The organism is Staphylococcus delphini, from assembly GCF_900636325.1.
Lineage (GTDB): Bacteria > Bacillota > Bacilli > Staphylococcales > Staphylococcaceae > Staphylococcus > Staphylococcus delphini.
The window spans coordinates 2,421,801-2,439,481 of the sequence record NZ_LR134263.1 but is presented as its reverse complement, the minus strand read 5'-3'; the positions used below and the strand labels follow the sequence as shown (position 1 = coordinate 2,439,481).

At 37.5% G+C, this 17,681-nt stretch carries 21 protein-coding genes; 14 read left to right on the top strand and 7 right to left on the bottom strand.

Annotation, left to right across the window (positions count from 1 at the left end):
• Positions 1-31: 31 nt before the first annotated feature.
• The 4 genes from EL101_RS11485 to EL101_RS11470 all read left to right on the top strand — a co-directional run bounded on the left by EL101_RS11485 (position 32) and on the right by EL101_RS11470 (position 2,936).
• Positions 32-736: an HAD family hydrolase gene (locus tag EL101_RS11485; RefSeq protein ID WP_096596563.1), complete on the top strand. Its 705-nt coding sequence runs from the start codon at positions 32-34 to the stop codon at positions 734-736.
• Positions 736-1,536: an alpha/beta fold hydrolase gene (locus EL101_RS11480; protein ID WP_096596564.1), complete on the top strand. Its 801-nt coding sequence runs from the start codon at positions 736-738 to the stop codon at positions 1,534-1,536. Before EL101_RS11485 ends, EL101_RS11480 begins: the two co-directional genes overlap by 1 nt.
• A 91-nt stretch (positions 1,537-1,627) precedes the next feature.
• A complete protein-coding gene (locus EL101_RS11475) occupies positions 1,628-2,131 on the top strand; it encodes an SA0570 family protein (RefSeq protein WP_096555168.1) in 504 nt (167 codons plus the stop codon).
• Positions 2,132-2,219: 88 nt separating this feature from the next.
• Positions 2,220-2,936: a hypothetical protein gene (locus EL101_RS11470; RefSeq protein WP_096596565.1), complete on the top strand. Its 717-nt coding sequence runs from the start codon at positions 2,220-2,222 to the stop codon at positions 2,934-2,936.
• Positions 2,937-3,145: 209 nt separating this feature from the next.
• Here the strand turns inward: EL101_RS11470 and sarA are convergent, their stop codons facing one another.
• Entirely contained in the window at positions 3,146-3,517 is a 372-nt protein-coding gene (gene sarA, locus EL101_RS11465) for a global transcriptional regulator SarA (protein WP_014614657.1), read from the bottom strand.
• A gap of 1,497 nt (positions 3,518-5,014) precedes the next feature.
• Positions 5,015-5,944 (bottom strand): DMT family transporter, encoded by a 930-nt coding sequence (locus EL101_RS11460; protein ID WP_096596566.1) that lies wholly within the window; start codon positions 5,942-5,944, stop codon positions 5,015-5,017.
• A gap of 213 nt (positions 5,945-6,157) precedes the next feature.
• On the opposite strand from EL101_RS11460, the gene EL101_RS11455 reads away from it, so the two are divergent.
• On the top strand, positions 6,158-6,427 hold the full coding sequence (locus EL101_RS11455) for a hypothetical protein (RefSeq protein WP_019166256.1): 270 nt from the start codon (positions 6,158-6,160) through the stop codon (positions 6,425-6,427).
• 328 nt (positions 6,428-6,755) lie between these two features.
• Here EL101_RS11455 and EL101_RS11450 read toward each other — a convergent pair whose 3' ends face one another.
• Together EL101_RS11450 and sroA are read right to left on the bottom strand one after the other, a co-directional pair.
• On the bottom strand, positions 6,756-6,971 hold the full coding sequence (locus EL101_RS11450) for a DUF2922 domain-containing protein (protein WP_096540310.1): 216 nt from the start codon (positions 6,969-6,971) through the stop codon (positions 6,756-6,758).
• Positions 6,972-6,986: 15 nt separating this feature from the next.
• A complete protein-coding gene (gene sroA / locus EL101_RS11445) occupies positions 6,987-7,190 on the bottom strand; it encodes a sigS mRNA-stabilizing protein SroA (RefSeq protein ID WP_096596567.1) in 204 nt (67 codons plus the stop codon).
• Between the two features lie 142 nt (positions 7,191-7,332).
• Here sroA and EL101_RS11440 point away from each other — a divergent pair, with 142 nt between their 5' ends.
• The 8 genes from EL101_RS11440 to EL101_RS11405 are packed head-to-tail and all read left to right on the top strand — an operon-like array spanning position 7,333 to position 13,744.
• Complete coding sequence (locus EL101_RS11440; RefSeq protein WP_096540306.1) at positions 7,333-7,884, top strand: tyrosine-type recombinase/integrase; 552 nt, start codon at positions 7,333-7,335, stop codon at positions 7,882-7,884.
• A 21-nt stretch (positions 7,885-7,905) separates the two neighbouring features.
• A complete protein-coding gene (locus EL101_RS11435) occupies positions 7,906-10,296 on the top strand; it encodes a DUF4040 family protein (protein WP_096596568.1) in 2,391 nt (796 codons plus the stop codon).
• Positions 10,283-10,708 carry a monovalent cation/H+ antiporter subunit B gene (locus EL101_RS11430; protein WP_014614650.1) on the top strand — a complete coding sequence of 142 codons (426 nt, stop codon included), beginning with the start codon at positions 10,283-10,285 and terminating at the stop codon, positions 10,706-10,708. The genes EL101_RS11435 and EL101_RS11430 overlap by 14 nt, the downstream gene beginning before the upstream one ends.
• Positions 10,705-11,049: a Na+/H+ antiporter Mnh2 subunit C gene (gene mnhC2 / locus EL101_RS11425; protein WP_019166251.1), complete on the top strand. Its 345-nt coding sequence runs from the start codon at positions 10,705-10,707 to the stop codon at positions 11,047-11,049. The genes EL101_RS11430 and mnhC2 overlap by 4 nt, the downstream gene beginning before the upstream one ends.
• Positions 11,042-12,541, top strand: a complete 1,500-nt coding sequence (locus EL101_RS11420; RefSeq protein WP_096596569.1) for a Na+/H+ antiporter subunit D — start codon at positions 11,042-11,044, stop codon at positions 12,539-12,541. Before mnhC2 ends, EL101_RS11420 begins: the two co-directional genes overlap by 8 nt.
• Complete coding sequence (locus EL101_RS11415; RefSeq protein ID WP_096540296.1) at positions 12,542-13,024, top strand: Na+/H+ antiporter subunit E; 483 nt, start codon at positions 12,542-12,544, stop codon at positions 13,022-13,024.
• Positions 13,021-13,314 carry a monovalent cation/H+ antiporter complex subunit F gene (locus tag EL101_RS11410; protein WP_096596570.1) on the top strand — a complete coding sequence of 98 codons (294 nt, stop codon included), beginning with the start codon at positions 13,021-13,023 and terminating at the stop codon, positions 13,312-13,314. Before EL101_RS11415 ends, EL101_RS11410 begins: the two co-directional genes overlap by 4 nt.
• A complete protein-coding gene (locus EL101_RS11405; RefSeq protein ID WP_096540294.1) occupies positions 13,298-13,744 on the top strand; it encodes a Na+/H+ antiporter subunit G in 447 nt (148 codons plus the stop codon). Before EL101_RS11410 ends, EL101_RS11405 begins: the two co-directional genes overlap by 17 nt.
• Before the next feature lie 471 nt (positions 13,745-14,215).
• Here EL101_RS11405 and mntC read toward each other — a convergent pair whose 3' ends face one another.
• From mntC to EL101_RS11390, 3 genes are read right to left on the bottom strand one after another with little or no spacing between them, the layout of a single operon-like run.
• Positions 14,216-15,136, bottom strand: coding sequence for a manganese ABC transporter substrate-binding lipoprotein MntC (gene mntC, locus EL101_RS11400; protein ID WP_096596571.1), 921 nt, complete (start codon positions 15,134-15,136; stop codon positions 14,216-14,218).
• Positions 15,133-15,972: a metal ABC transporter permease gene (locus EL101_RS11395; RefSeq protein WP_019166243.1), complete on the bottom strand. Its 840-nt coding sequence runs from the start codon at positions 15,970-15,972 to the stop codon at positions 15,133-15,135. Before EL101_RS11395 ends, mntC begins: the two co-directional genes overlap by 4 nt.
• On the bottom strand, positions 15,947-16,723 hold the full coding sequence (locus tag EL101_RS11390) for a metal ABC transporter ATP-binding protein (protein WP_096540290.1): 777 nt from the start codon (positions 16,721-16,723) through the stop codon (positions 15,947-15,949). The genes EL101_RS11395 and EL101_RS11390 overlap by 26 nt, the downstream gene beginning before the upstream one ends.
• Positions 16,724-16,844: 121 nt before the next feature.
• Between EL101_RS11390 and EL101_RS11385 the strand changes: the two genes are divergently transcribed.
• Complete coding sequence (locus EL101_RS11385; RefSeq protein ID WP_096596572.1) at positions 16,845-17,492, top strand: metal-dependent transcriptional regulator; 648 nt, start codon at positions 16,845-16,847, stop codon at positions 17,490-17,492.
• Positions 17,493-17,681: the final 189 nt, after the last annotated feature.

Genomic DNA, 17,681 nt, shown 5'->3' with positions numbered 1-17,681 from the left:
GAATTTTAAAGAATAAGTAATGAGGTATACCATGGACTTAACAAACATTAAAGCAATTATATTTGATTTAGAGGGAACGTTGTTAGATCGACAAAAATCACGTGAAAAATTTATTGAAGAGCAATACGAACGTTTTCATGATTATTTAGTACGTGTACAAGCCTCAGACTTTCGCAAAAAATTTATCGAACTGGACGACGATGAAGATCATGACAAACCAGATTTATATAAAGGCATCATCAAGCAATTTAATATTGATCGTTTAACATGGAAAGATTTATTTTACGACTTTGAAATGCATTTTTATCGGTATGTTTTCCCGTTTCATGATACGACATATACTTTACGCAAACTGAAGGAAGCCAATTATAAAATCGGTGTGATCGCCAATGGGAAATCTAAAATTAAGCGATATCGTGTTTATGCGCTAGGTATCGAATCGTACGTGACGCATTTGACGACTTCTGAAATGGTGGGCTTTCGAAAACCGCATCCACGTATTTATGAAGAAATTATTGAGAAATTAGACGTCGCACCAGAAGAGGTGGTGTATGTCGGCGATGATGCGTTGAATGACGTCGCGCCTGCTCGAGCAATGGGTATGGTCAGCGTCTGGTATCGTCATGGTGAAAGGAAAGATGAGATTATTCCTTTAGAATCAGAAATGGATTTTGAAATTACAACACTAGAAGAATTATTAGATATTTTAAACATCGAACGGGAGGCTGAAAAGTAATGCATTTATTTAGATCATCAGATGGGACAGCACTGAATTATCGCTCAATGGGGAAAGGTTATCCGATTGTGATGGTACATTCGGTGTATATGAACCATACAGTATTTGAAGATATTGCGAAACGTTTGTCACGTTATTTTCAAGTGATTTTAGTCGACTTGAGAGGGCACGGTTACTCTGACAAACCGTTAGCAATTGATTTTCATGATTATAGCCAAGATTTAAAAGAATTGATGGAGTTTTTATACATCGAATGTGCGACGTTTATCGTGATTGAAATGGGAAGTGCGGTTGCATTAGACCTCGTTCAACGTGATCCAAAGAAAGTGTCAGAACTTATTTTAATTAATCCGACCGTCTCTGGAGAAGGCTTACCACATGAGCGCTTGTTCCGTAAATACGCTGAAACGATTCGAACTTGGAGCGATTCAGAACAAGATAAGTTTTTAGAAAAGCATTTATACTATGCTAAAGGAAAAGTGCGCAAGTTTCTTAAAAGTGTCAATGACTCAGCAGCTTTATTAACAGATTATGAGAAAAATGCAGTGGACCAATCATTTACAGATTTTGAACTCAGTGAACCATTGTCTGAAGTGCAAGTGCGTACACTCGTGATTGCAGGTGTGGCGAATGAACGTATTGCGCCGAGCGAATCTGAAAATATTGCCGAGTTGATGCCAAATGCGACGTACGAATTATTTAAAAAGTCAGGCGTATATCCATTTGTAGAAGAAAAGGAAAAATTCCTCAAAACAGTAAAAAATTTCATGCAAAGAACGACGCATAATATGGACTTGTAACCGTTTTGTAATATAACTGTTATTTTATTGCGATTTAGGGTATGATGATAATGAGCACAAAAAAGAGAGACAAAAGAGGAGCGTGTGCCCTATGAAAAAGCTAGTCAGTGCAATGTTAATAACAGGACTTACATTTTCGGGTATTTATGCAGGTACAGCAGATGCGATGTCAGGGAATACATTAGAATCAGTGAAATCATTACAACACGGCGATCGCACAGTAGAAGGTGTGACAATTGGTGAACGGATGAGTGACGTGTTCCGAGACAAAGGCCATGGGATTCATACGAAAGAAGCATATGGTCATCACCATTATTATGAATTTCATACAAAAGACGGTGTAATGATTGTGACTGCGAGTGGCGCGGGTCGTCATGCGAAGGTAACACGTGTGAGTATGATTTACAATAAACTGAACGGTCCGAAGTATCAAGAGGTGAAGGATCAAGTGAGTGCACGTGCGACTAAACGTGAACATCATAACCATGTCACAGGTGGTAGCGGTTATATTTCAGATGGCGAAGTGGCATACCAATTTGCGACTTCTACACCAAAAGATCAAACATTGAAGCTTTATCGCATTGATGTTGAGTAATGTGCGACGCGACTGAACAAACGGAAGCGTCTACACGCCACGTCTCACTTCTGATATAATGGTGCTATCAAATGAGACGGAGGATTTTATGAGACCTAATGATCGGACTTTACTGGAGAATGTAGAAGATTACTTTACGCACAAAGGTGTATCTCCAAGTTTAATCGACGACGTTAAAGAAAATTTGAGAAAAGATATTCAAAAATCAGAAGCGGAAGATAAAGACTATATCGAATATCGTCAAAAATCTCCGGCTGAAATTATATTAACGATACAAAAAAACTTATTTATATTACAGTTCAATCCAGTCGTATTTTTTATCATCAACTTTATCTTAATTTCATCGCTCTATGACAAGCAACTGGTGCCATTCGGTGCTGCGACAGGTTTATCTCTCATATATATGCTTGTCATGTTGCCGATATCGATCATGATATATACGCGAATCATGCACAAAAATTATCTGTATCGCAATAAAATAGAGAGTTATGCAGGCGGGGCTTTAGCCGTTTTCGCCCTCATCCTCATTTTAATGAATGCGTTTGATTTGAACTTAGGTATTCATGTTGTGACGCATTATGCACATATTGCGATGGCAGTGATTGGCGTGATTGTAACGAGCTTTGGATTGTATAAAAAGTATTTAGAATACACGGGAATTGGCTTATTATTACTCCAAAAGACCATTGATGTGATTATTGCTGATGATCAGGCGGCTCAGCTCATTTCCATTGCGATTTGGGTGATGATTTTAGTGTTGATTATTTTCTACACAATTGAATTGTCAGCGAGTAAACGGACATAAATAGCATCCAAGCAATATAAAATCCCCTTTCGAAGCGTGTTTCATTAAGAAATGTCACTTGGAAAGGGGATTTTAGTATGGATTAAACAGAATAAGAAAGTAAAACCACTCGTTGTAGTCGTACAAAAAACAACGAGTGGTTTTACTTTACACTTGCACGTATGCTCAATAAGCCCCATACGCTTCATGATTCATGCTTTGTCCCAAAATTACTGTGGTCGAATATCTGTAGATTTGATTGTTTCATTAACGCGGTCTAATAAAGCGTTGATTTTTTCACGTTGCTGATCGTTAATTAAAATCAGTACCGTACGTTCATCGTTTTCATTACGGCGTTTATCGAAATATCCTTCTTGAGATAAGTTTTTAACAGCTTTCACAACTTGTGGTTGCTTATAGTTTAAGTTGTTAATAATATCTTTTAAATAATATTCCTCTTCAATTCTATAGCTTAAGTGTGTTAAAACTGCGAACTCTTCAAAACTAATTTTAAATTCCTTTTTAATCACACTTTTTAATCTATCAGCGTATGTCACCATAGATAATAACTCAAAACAATCTTTGACTCTTGTAACAGCCATACTCATAACCTCCCATATATATTACCCTTAAACGTGTTTTGAAATATAATACTTGATATATTACATCTCAATAAAATCCCGTTAACACCTTATATTATAGCAAATGAAGTGTATACAACACCACTAAAATGCACTAGTATAAATCTTAATATATTTAATTCGAACGGAATTATTTAATATATTATATCTAATGGGCCTGCATTTGTAAAATAAGACACTTCAACGTTTTACAACATTATAATGATCATAATCAATATTCGAAGTGAGCACGATAAGGTGTCATATATGGTCATTGATCCGTAATTTGCAATTAAATAACTAGAATAACGCAAAAAAAGCAAAAAAGAATTTAATGTTGTGTTTAACTTGGTTCTAAAATATTTGCATTGGGATTCCTAACAACTTTTCCACCAATAAAAACACCTTTATTAATTAAAAGTTGCTTATTTATTTTATCATAATTTATTATGCATTTGATGAATTTACAGTTTTTACATATAACTAGAAATGGCTGATTCAATAATATTTAAGCTGGTCATATGATAAAGGGAAGTTCAATTTTGAGGTTAAAATGAATTCAAATTGGTAACGACTTAGCAGATGAAAAAATATTTAGATATGTGTAAGGGGACTTTCTTTGAATAGCAAGATAGGTTTAAAATATAGATAACTAAAGGGTTTAGAAAGATTGTATAGATGAGGAAATCCGAGTGTAATGGTTTGTGTTTCGTTGAGAGGATAGTAAAAAATATCTTAAATCTAAAAGGTAATTTATTGTGGGTTTGAATAAAATTTTGAGCAAACGAGCAAATTGGTACTAGTTAAAATTTTATGCATTTGCACAATAACGAAGACGGTACTGATCATTGGAGTCTTAGTGGTATGCTGATTCAACGCATTTTCAGTAAAGTGAGTGTAAATGATGTTAAATTTTGTTGTAGATAATTGGCTAAAGCTATCTCGTATACGATTTGAGGATAATCATAAAAAAATAGGCAAGTGTCACCTGTACAAATGAAGCAATGATACCGCTGCTAAAAATGCCAATGCTTTGTAAACACAGTGGTACAGCCTATTCTATGCGACTACTTTGTCGGCTTTACAGCGGCTTTCGAATGATGATTATTTTTTGAAATTGTACAAATAAGTATATAGTATAAATAAAAAGATGTGTAAAAATAATGCGAAATAAAAAATTTAAATATTTATTGACAGGATGATGACTCAATGCTTTAGCGTATTTCTTATATATACGATTCTTTTTAAAGTTGCATCAAAATTTAACATATTTAATTAAAAATCACAGCATTATATATGTCCTTTTTGTATTAACGTACATTTTATTGTGGTACTAAATAATTATGAGCTACATTTATTGTGATTTGTAGTGAATTGAGATAATAAAAGGACATAAATGTATGTAAAAACAAAAAACGTCTTCAAAAAAATGCATGATTCATACACTTTAGAGAAGACGATGGATAAAATAGTGTGTGCTTAGTTGAACTGAATGATCATAATCGCAATAATAATGAGCACAAAACCTAATAAGCGCTGTTTCGTAATATGACGATGTGGTACACCGAATAGTCCGAAATGATCGATGAGTAAGCCCATAATAATTTGGCCAACCATCACAGTAATAAGTGTGAAAGTAACCCCAATGACAGGCGTTAAAATAATATTCGTTGTGACGAAAATGACACCTAATGTCCCGCCAACAAAATGCCACCATTTCAATGGACCGTATTGCTCAGACGTTGCATGAATTTTAACATGTCTGTGTAGTATCAACGTCAAGATAATGAGCGCTGAAGCCCCGACTGTAAATGAAACTAATGACGCAAAGAAGGGGGAGTGGAGCGTTTGGCCTAAATGACTATTGATTGCTGTTTGAATGGGCGGCGTAAAACCAATGATCATACCGACAAGCATCCATGGCCCATTATGACCCGTTTGTGCCAATTGCTTAGCGTTCTTTTGCAGATTCATTAAAATAATACCGATGAGCAATAACACAATCCCGAGCACTTTCATCACATGTAGCGTTTGAACATCTACATTGAACCAACCGAACGTATCAATCAACATACTCATTAAAATTTGACCAGTAATCGTTGTTACGACGGTTAACGATGCGCCAATACGTGGTAACAAAATCATATTACCCGTTAAATAAATCACGCCCATCAACCCACCCACATACCAGTAATAATCAAAATGGTAATGTCCGAAAGCTTTGGCAGTCAGTAGGTGTGGATTGAGTATAAAATTGAGTATCACCAGTAATAATGTTCCGACCGTAAATGAAATGGCAGAAGCATATAAAGAGGATTGCGTGTACCGGCTTAACCTAGAATTGATGGAAGTCTGTACAGGAATGACAGACCCCGCCACTAACCCTAAAATCAATAAGAGTGAAAGCATAATTAACCATCCTTTTGTTTAGGTGTGCTATGATTATAGCAAAATGTCTATGGGATAATGCTATATTTGAATACGAATAATTTCAATAGGAAGACATACAGGGTGAACGATGTCGTTTGCAACTTATTGATTATTATAAGGCAATAATAAAATGTAGTAAATCTTGCATGTAAAAATGTATAATCACCATTGGTAACCGCACCATGACTAAGAATGAAGTTAAAGGAAAGTTGTGATATTTTGAAGGAACATGAAATCGTACGTGTGATTGATGAGCATCTCTTTTTTATTAATGTTAATGCGTCATCAAAGCTTGAAGAGGGGCAGTATGTTGAAGTGCTTAATCCTTTTAAATCTTATAAAACGTTAGCACGTATTGATGAAGTATACGAAAAATATGCGATTTGTCAAAAGCTTGGGAAGTATAAGATTTTTTATGGTGATGAAGTGAGAATTCGTCCGAACTATCAACCTAATGTGTGAATATAGAAGTTGCGAAAGTGGCGAGGTATCAAATTTTTGATAGCCGAGATGATAGGCATTTTGAATTGTGGTGTCCATTCATCCGAAGCTATCTCATATGAATTTGAATATACAAAGGCTGGGATGCGCTCTCAGTCTTTTTTGCATACAGCTTTGAGATTAAGGAGATACCGATAGATTCATAATAAACGTAAAAAAGGCCAGGATATTAATTTCCTAGCCTCTATCTACTTATGGATCGGTAATTCATTAATTGGAAAATGAGAGTGAATTGAATACCAAAATTGATGCTATTGGTTTTTGATTGCCACTTCTCTCATGCGACAGATTAAAACAACACAATGACAGATTTATCAATGACTTGAGCGCCTGCCACTTTAACGACAGGGCCATGTACCGTCTTCAATATATTTAATGCCACTAACTTCTCTGCTTCCTCTTGTACGACTTCTTTTGTGATGGTCCCTTTAATATTAGGTAAACTTAATTTGAAAGTTTTTTGCAATGCGTCTAAAAATGTGATTTCTAAAGTTTTTACGTTCATCGTACTTGCTCCTTTTTATTGAATATTTTCTGATGTCGTTAATTCGATAGTGTCATACTGCTCGCCAGTCAACTTTTCAATCATTTGACTGAAAGCTTTTAAGTCCTCGCGTGAAGCGTCCGTTTTTAACTGTGTAAAGCGACGTGATGCTTTCTTAGGTTTTCCCTCTGGTGATGTTGTTGTTTGCGTCAGAATAAGTGTTAAGTGATTGATGTTCATGTTTCTGACCTCCTTTCACTTTATATATCGAAATCCAACGCAAAAAATCACACCCTTGATGCGAAAAAATTTTGTGAAAGTTGTTTAATGTTACTCAAATATAGTTTATAATTAAATGAGAAACATAAGGGAGGGGAAACGGGTGAATTGCGTGGATCCAATTCGTGAAATGAGAGATATTCATAGGATGTATGATTTTTTACAATCCCATTCGATGCGTGATTATTTGTTTTTTAAGTTTGCAATTCATACGGGTGTTAAGTTAGTAGAATTATTAAATTTAACGGTCGGACAAGTGATAGATGATGATGGCACTGTCATTGAGAAGTGGGAAGTGTCTCAAAATCAGGAGGTAGGTGTGCGTATCCCGGATAGTTTAAGGGAAGAGTTAAAGGCGTATATCGATGCTGAGGCGTTAATTAAGACGGACTTATTATTTCGCTCTAAACGGACACAAAAAGGATTGAGTCGACAACAAGCCTACCGCATTATTAATACAGCGGCACAGCAATTAGGCCTCGAACATATTGGCTTGACGACTTTGAGAAAAACTTTTGCCTACCACGCGTATCAATCGGGCATTTCTATTTCAATGATTCAAAAGTATCTCGGGCACCAAACGTCACATGAAACGATGAAATTTATCGGTGTGTCTAAAAAAGAAATGGATACGACAATCGCTTTAAACTTATAAAAATAGAGAAAAGGAGGCGTGATGATGCTGAGTGGTTTGTTACTTATTTTGATTGTTATGATGGGTGCACTTGTCATCTCGATGCAATGGCAGGCGACACGTTTATCGCATTGGATTGCGATGCTTGCACCTATCATCTCATCAATTGTGTTTATTTTTTATGCTCCTCAAGTTTTAAATCATCAGCAAATCGTTGAAACAATTCAATGGTTCCCTGTACTAGATATTAACCTCATCTTGCGCTTAGACGGACTCGGTCTATTTTTTGCGCTACTGATTTCACTCATAGGTGTGGCAGTATTTTTCTATGCGACACGCTATTTATCACACCAACATGATGATTTACCTCGCTTTTACTTGTATCTTGTCTTATTTATGTTCAGTATGTTGGGCATTGTGCTTTCCGATAATACCATTATCCTTTATATATTTTGGGAATTGACGAGTGTGTCATCATTTTTATTAATTAGTTATTGGTATGATACTTCAGAAAGTCAAAAAGGGGCAGTGACGTCCTTTATGGTGACAGTCTTTGGTGGTTTGGCCATGCTCGTTGGAATGATCATGTTGTATTTCATGACGGGAACGAATGTGATCAGTGAACAACTGAGTCAACGTCATGACATTGCAGCACATCCATTATTTATCCCAATGATGTTGATGCTGTTGCTAGGGGCGTTTACAAAATCTGCACAGTGGCCGTTTCATTTTTGGTTACCGAAAGCGATGGCAGCTCCAACGCCAGTGAGTGCTTATTTACATTCGGCGACGATGGTCAAAGCAGGTATCTACTTGTTACTTCGCTATACGATGTTGCTCGGATTGAGTGATGCGTACACTTATTTGGTGACAGGTGTGGGCTTATTGACGATGATCTTCGGTTCGTTGACGGCGCTTAAACAATATGATTTGAAAGGGATTCTTGCTTATTCCACTATAAGTCAGCTCGGGATGATTATGTCGATGGTCGGCCTCGGTGGTGGTATTGCACAAGCGACAGACACCCATATGATAGAAATATACGCATATGTGCTGTTTGCGGCAATTTTCCATTTGTTCAATCATGCATTGTTTAAAGGGACGTTATTCATGGGTGTCGGCTTAATCGACCACGAAACCGGGACACGTGATATACGAAAGCTCGGTGGTTTGAGACGTCATTTACCTGTGACAATGGTTGTCATGTTTGTGGCATCATTAGCGATGGCAGGTGTTCCGTTATTTAACGGTTTCATTAGTAAAGAGATGTTTTTCGAAAGTTTAATTGAAGCACATCATTTAAGTGCGTTTAATGTGCCACTTATGATTGTGATTGCATTGATCGGATGGTTGGCAAGTATTTTCACATTCATTTATGCCGTATATTTAATTAAAACGACCTTTTTCGGAGCGCTCCAAATAGAACGTCATGTGCATGAGCCGCGTCTGATGATTTTACCTGCGACCGTATTGGCACTATGTTTACCCCTCATCTTTATCGTGCCACAGTGGGTAGGGACACATGTGATTACACCAGCATTTAGAGGTGTCGTGCATACAGAGGCCATCGTCCAAACGGCACCGCATCTCGCGCAATGGCATGGCTTTAATGTGCCATTATTGATGAGTGTGACCGTGATTGTGCTCGGTATCGTAGGGGTGTTTTCTGTCGATCGTATACGCACGCGCTTTTTATTTGCTCAAGAGAATGCATTATCGGTTGAAAATATTTTCCATACGTCATACGAGTCGCTGGAGCGTGTGTCAGGTTATGGGTTACGTCATTTAATGAACAATCGACTCAATTCCTACATTATCGTGACGTTACTCATTTATTTCATTATTAACGTGTACGGCTTAATACGTGCGGGCGTACCGGAACTTTATGATATAGAAGTGACGGATTACCACATTTTCCATATTCTGTTACTCGTGACCATTATGTTGATTGGTTTTGCGCTTATATTTATTCGCCAACGTTTAACTATGGTCATTTTAACAGGTGGGATTGGTTATATTGTGACATTGTTTTTTATTTTAATGCGCGCACCGGATTTAGCATTAACGCAATTAGTGACTGAAACGATTACAACGGTACTGTTTATTGTGAGCTTTTCAAGATTGCCGAATGTCCCACGTGGCAAGTTTAACTTTAAAAAAGAAGCGGTGAAAATCGCGGTGTCATTGATGACTGCCATTACAGTCGTCGGTTTGATATTTATGATTCAACAAGCGAGTGCATTAGAAACGATTTCTGTGTTTTACCATGATGCATATGAAAAGTCTGGTGGTAAAAATATTGTGAATGCGATTCTGGGAGACTTTAGGGCGCTCGATACGTTGGCAGAAGGTTTAGTACTGATTATTGCAGGCTTAGGTATTTATACGTTACTCAACTTTAAAGATAGGAGAGGTCAAGATGAAAGAGAATGATTTAGTCCTTAAAACAGTCACACGTATTGTCATATTCATCATTTTGACATTCGGTTTTTACCTCTTCTTGGCAGGCCATAACAATCCAGGAGGCGGCTTTATTGCGGGATTAATTTTAAGTTCTGCCTTTATCTTAATGTTTTTAGCGTTTGATGTCGCTCAAGTGTTAGACGCGCTGCCCATCGACTTTAGAAAGTTGATGATTATCGGTGCGTTAGTCTCTTTAACGACTGCGATTGTTCCTGTGTTTTTCGGCAAAAATATTTTGTATCAGGCCGATTGGTACGTCAAATTCCCGTATTTTGGTGAAGTGCATCTTTCTACCATTATGTTTTTTGAAGCGGGCATCACATTAAGTGTTGTTGGCGTCGTTGTTACAACCATTCTATCGTTGAGTGGAGGGAAATCATGAATATCATATTACTCATCGTCATCGGATTTTTAGTTTTTATCGGCACATATATGGTGTTATCGAAAAACTTAATACGTATCGTGATCGGTATCGCGATTTTTACACATGCAGGTAATTTAATCATTATGAGCATGGGAGAGTATACGCCTCAAAAAACCGAACCGTTAATTGTGGGGAGTAACCAAAATTTTGTCGACCCATTGTTACAAGCGATTGTATTAACAGCAATCGTCATTGGTTTTGCGATTACGGCCTTTTTACTCGTGCTAGTTTATCGTACGTTTAAAGTGACGAAAGAAGATGAAATAGATGTTTTAACTGGAGGTGAAGATGATGAATGATAATTTATTAGCCGTTCCAATTCTTGTGCCTCTCATCTGTGCTTTATTTCTAGTGATTTTGCATCGACAAGTACGGTTGTCTCGACGTATCGCATTAGGTGCGCTATTGATTTCGTTTATCGTCTCTTTAATCATGTTAATCGAAGTCATGAAACATGGCCCGATGACATTAGACTTTGGTGATTGGCCAGCCCCGTTTGGTATTCAATATGTGGGTGATCCATTAAGCCTGATATTAGTGACGACAACCTTTTTAGTCGTTTTCATGATTGTGGCATTCGGCTTTGGACGTGGTGAAAAACGTGCCAGTCGCTACTATTTACTGTCCTTTATTTTATTTTTAACAACAGGGGTCGTCGGTTCGTTTTTAACGGCAGACTTATTCAATTTATATGTTATGTTTGAAATTATGTTATTGGCATCATTTGTACTCGTCACACTCGGTCAATCTGTAGAACAACTTCGTGCGAGTATCATTTATGTCGTTTTGAATGTGATAGGGTCTTGGTTTTTCCTCGTTGGCATTGGCTTGTTGTATCGCCAAATCGGGACATTGAACTTCACACATTTGGCGATTAGAATTCAAGAGTTACATGATCCAACCGCAATTCATTTAGTTGCGATGTCATTCATTGTCGCATTTGGTTCCAAAGCCGCATTAGTGCTCTTTATGTGGTTGCCTAAAGCGTATGCGGTATTGAATACAGAACTTGCCGCATTGTTTGCTTCGTTAATGACAAAAGTAGGCGCCTATGCACTTATTCGATTTTTCACCCTTATTTTTAATCAGAGCGGTGATATTGTCGAACCATTACTCATTGTGATGGCTTGTCTAACGATGCTCCTCGGGGCGATTGGGACGGTTGCGTATAAAGATATTAAAAAAATTGCAGCGTATCAGGTCGTCTTGTCGATTGGTTTCGTCATATTTGGTCTTGGAACGCATACATTTTATGGCGTTAATGGAGCGATATTCTATTTAGTAAATGACATGATTGTTAAAGCGTTATTGTTTTTCATTATTGGTATCATCGTTTATACGACAGGTTATCGTCAATATCGTCATTTAAAAGGGCTTGCCAAAAAAGAACCATGGCTCGGTGTGGCATTGATTATAGTTACACTAGCTATTGGAGGTGTGCCGCCGCTAAGTGGTTTTCCCGGGAAATTATTGATTTTCATGGGTGCGATTCAACATCAACATTATATCGGCCTAACATTGATGATTTTAACGAGTTTAATCGGGATGTTTAGTTTATTCCGCGTGTTCTTTTATATGTATGCAGGCAATGATAATAAAGGAGCAAAAATAGATTATAAACCGATTAGAATGAATCGTAAGGCCATCGTTATGTTTATGACAGGTGTCACTTTAGCAATGGGTCTTTTTGCGCCCATTATTTATAAAGTAACTGAACAAGCGACAACTTTATCAATGAATCCACATCAATATGAAAAAATGGTGAATCCAGAACTGCGAGGTGGCAGTTAGATGAGACAAATTGGTTTAAACGTCATGATTGCATTTTTGTGGGTACTTTTCCAAGATGAAGATGCATTTCGACTGACGACATTTGTGACAGGTTACATTATCGGTATTGTAGTCATCTATATCGTGCATAAATTTTTCGATCAAGAATTTTATCCGAAAAAAATATGGGTGTCTATAAAGTTTCTGGCCGTTTATTTATATCAATTATTGACGGCAACGATTTCAATTACGAATTACGTCCTTTTCAAAACGAATCAAATGGATCCAGGATTGGTCACCTATGAAACACAATTAGATAAAGATTGGGAAATTACGTTTTTAACGATTCTCATCATTATTACGCCGGGATCAACAGTCATTCGTGTGAATCGTAAACCGAGCATTTTCTTAATTCATGCGATTGATACGACTGAAAAAGAGAAAAAGAGCTTACTCAAAAGTATTAAACAATATGAGGAGTTAATCGTGGAGGTGACGAAATGATTGAGGCATTAACGCAATTTTTTTTATCAAGCGCATTAGTCATTTTTGCAATTTCGTTAGTCGTCGTATTATTTCGTCTTGTCAAAGGACCGACTACTGCAGATCGTGTGGTCGCTTTTGATGCGATAAGTGCGATTTTAATGTCGACAGTAGGGGTGCTCAGTCTATTATTTGAAACATTTTCATTTTTAGATTCCGTATTGCTCATAGCGATTATTTCGTTTTTAAGCTCGGTCACAATTTCCCGTTTTATCGAAGGAGGCAATGTTTTTTATGGCGATGACAAATGATATCATTGAACTTTTAGCAGCCTTTCTTGTATTCGCGGGAAGCCTTATCGCATTAGTCAGTGCTATTGGTTTAGTCCGATTTAGAGACGTGTTTTTACGGATTCATGCCGCGACCAAAGCTTCGACAGCATCCGTATTGTTAACACTCGTCGGCGTATTCATTTACTTTATCATTGCACAAGGTTATTACAGTGTACGGACATTGTTAGCGTTAGTATTTATTAACATTACTGCACCAGTGGGCGGTCATCTCATCTCAAGAGCCGCCTATCGTACAGGAGCATACATGTATCAAAAAAATGCCGCTCAACAAAATACCGATTTGAATAAAGAACATTTGGACGAAGAAGCCAAACGTCAAATCCGTATCGAAAAACGTGCCAAACGGCGTAAACGCATCTATTCAAGGTTGGATAAAGATGATAATTAGTTGACAGAAACAAAAACACCCCTCTCTATGAATGAGAAGTATAAAACTTCAACATCATAGAGAGGGGATTTTTATCATTCTATTTGGATTGAAATGGAGGTCTCAATTGAAATTGCTAGAATCAGCCTTTGTTGTCAGTAGAGCTGTCATCATGTAGATTACAAATCTGGACGAGGCGCCTAGCATATTTAGAATAAAACGAAAACGCCCGCTCTATAGAGAAAGGGGAGTTCGGATGAAAGTACTGTTAGAATTCTGCCGTTTTCCTAAGTCGTTATATTTTAGAATGACTATGGTTCAAATTGCAAAAACCGTGCAAGACGCCCGAGGGATAGAGCCGAAGCGGAAAATCCACCAACGCCTTCCCTCTGTAACTTTCAATCAAAGCGTTGGTTAGTTGTAGCGAGGCCCCTGGGAAAGCGCAGCACGGTTCAGCAATACGGCTAAAGTTAACTGTAGAATTCTAAAATATTACTGCATGCTTTCATGAATCGTCTTAATATTCGATTCCATCATCTTATAATACGAATCCCCATCGCTACCTTCCTTACCAATCGAATCCGTATAAACTGTACCGTAAATCTTGGCACCCGTTTCCTCGCCAAGACTCTTCATACTCTTATCACTCACACTCGTTTCAAGCAATAAGTTTTTAATATGATGCTCCTTAACAAAATCAACCGCTTGCTTCATTTGTTCAGGCGTACCTTGGTTTTCAGTATTGATCTCCCAAATGTAACCAGGTTTCACATCAAATTGTTGAGCGAAATACTTAAACGCACCTTCACTTGTAATCATGACACGTTTTTCTTTCGGAATATCATTGAACTTATCTTTACTCTCTTTATTTAATTTTTCAAGTTTTGATAAGTACTCAGAACCTTGTTTGTCATAATCTTTTGCATGAGTTTTATCTACATTTTCAAGAGCGGCTTTAATTGTTTTCACATACTCAATCCCATTTCCTAAGCTGAGCCAAGCGTGTGGGTCGATATTGTGTTCAGATTTTTCACCTTGTTTTAAGTAAATCGGTTTTACATTTTTAGAAGCTTGAATGACTGTATCATCTTTAATCGATTTGTTTGCTTGCTTCAATGCTTTCTCAAACCAACCGTTACCACTTTCAAGGTTAAAACCATTGTAAATAATGACATCAGCGTCAGTTAAAGCTTGAACGTCTTTCGGTTTAATTTCGTATTCGTGAGGGTCTTGACCAACAGGGACGATTGAATAAATTTCTGCGTCATCTCCTGTAATATTTTTAGTCATATCGTAAAGAATAGAGTTCGTAGTGACAATTTTTAATTGATGCTCGGATTCGTTTCCTTTGTTGATACCACAAGCAGCGAGTAACACAGAGAGAATCACTAAGGCGAAAATTCGTTTCATCATGATGTTTGAAATGCTCCTTTTTGTAATAAATTTTTTAGTTTAATGATGCCAAAAGTAAGGCCATATAATACGGCTGAAATGAGCACGATGACGGCACCACTTGGCAAATTCATTTTAAAACTCATATAAATGCCCAACGTTGAACTGATGACACTAAAGATGCTTGAAACCATCATCATCGTGGACAATTTTTTAGTAAATAAAAACGCTGTTGAAGCGGGTGTGATGAGTAAAGCAACGACTAAAATAACACCGACTGTTTGCACACTTGCGACAATGACCAGTGCGAGTAATAACATGACAAAATAATGAATCAATGTCGTGTTTAAGCCACTCATACGACTAAAAATTGGATCAAACGTCGACATTTTGAGTGGTCTGTATAGTATTAAAATCAATGCGAGAACGACTATGCTGACAGCGAATGTAGTATGAAACGCAGATTGGGTAATCGCGAGAATGTTACCAAAAAGAATGTGATATAAATCAGTGGCTGAATGAATCACACTAATGAGTACAATCCCTAGTGCTAAAAAGGTAGTGAAAGTAATCCCAATAGCAGCATCTTTTTTCGTTTTAGACGCTTCAGAAATATACCCAATCATCATGCTGCTTAACATCCCCGTAACCATTGCGCCGATAAACATCGGAATATTCATTAAAAATGAGAGTGCTACACCAGGTAAGACTGCGTGACTCATCGCATCTCCCATGAGCGATAAACCTCTTAAAATAATGAGACAACCGACGACACCACAAACGACACCGACTAAGATGGCCGTTAACATCGCACGTGATAAAAACTGATACTCAAAGAGGTGTTGAACGAACGACATGTTGTGCCGACTCCTTTCTGTGCATAGGTGTATCTTCTTTGGCTTGGTGGTAACGACTTAAAAATACAGATTCGATATTTTCAGGCTGTAATGCTTCAGCGCTGTCTCCCAAAAATGCGATCGATTGATTTAGAAGAAGGATACGATCAAAATATTGTTCTGCTGTTGAAAGGTCATGGTGTACAATTAAAATCAATTTCCCTTGTTGCTTTAAATGTTGCAACTTCTCAAAAATAATCCGCTCACTTTTGAAATCGATACCGACAAACGGCTCATCTAGAAGGTAGACGAGGCTATCAGACATCAGTGCGCGTGCAATAAAGACACGTTGTAATTGTCCGCCGCTCAATGCATGGAGTTGTCGTTTGCGTAATTCATAAAGTTCGAGTTCTTTTAAAAGTGCATCCCTTTTTTCTCGAATGACTTTAGGAACACGTCGAAACCAACCAATTTCTTGATAGCAACCTGTTAAAACTAAATCTTGGACGTTAATTGGAAAGTCCAGATCCAGTACAGATTTTTGTGGAATATATGTAATATTCGTCAATTGTTGTTGCGCTGGCTGTTGATTCAGTGTGACTTTCCCTTTCGCAGGCAGTTCCCCAATGATTGATTTGATGAGGGATGATTTTCCGCTCCCATTCGGTCCCATAATGCCTATCATTTCACCATTAAAAGGTAAATTTAAAGATATGTTTTTAAGGACGTGCTTTTGACCAAGGTGCAAGTTTAAGTTTTCTATAGACAGCATAATTAACACCACCTTCACTAAATATTAGGCTACCCTAATAAAATTATACGATAAATTGAAAATTGTCAATATGAATTCGTTTCGTGGTACAATAAAGTGAATATTTGAGAGAGGTGAACATATGTTAACTGAGGAAAAAGAAGACTATCTTAAAGCGATATTAAGTCATGATGGTATCAATAAGTATGTTTCGAACAAAACATTGTCTCGCTTTTTAAACATCAAGCCGCCATCCGTCAGTGAAATGGTCGGTCGATTGGAAAAGGAAGGCTATGTGATGACTAAGCCGTATAAAGGTGTCAAATTGTCCGAGCTTGGCTTGTCATATACGTTAGATGTGATTAAACGCCATCGCCTCATTGAACTGTTTCTCATTGAAGTGTTAAATTATACTTGGGAAGAAGTGCACGTAGAAGCAGAAGTGTTAGAACATCGAGTGTCGAAACTCTTTGTTGAACGATTAGATGAGCTACTAAAATATCCAAAAACGTGTCCTCATGGCGGTGTGATACCGCGTGATAATCATTTTGAAGAAATATACAAAATTCCGCTCCTCTCTTTTGAAGAAGGCGATGTTGTGACGATTCGTCGAGTGAGAGATCGTTCAGAATTGTTGGTGTTCTTATCGAGTAAGGCGCTGTCGATTGGTGATACGGTGAAAGTGATAGCGAAAGATGATATTAATCGTTTGTTGGAGTTGGAGAATAAGGGCGAGAAGATTGTGTTGAGCTATCAGAATGCGGAAGTGATTTTTGGTGAAAAAGCTTAGTTTATTAGCTTTTCGGTTACATGATGGAGATGGCGAATCTTTGTAGATGGATGAACCGGGCTGTGTTTTCCTAGGGGCTGATTCCTCAGGCGCCTTGTCTCAACTCAGTTCGGTTAAGTTAAGCGATATTGAAGCCGAAAAAAGAACAAATCACATCAAAAACGGTTGTAGGAGAGAAGGGAGTTCTCA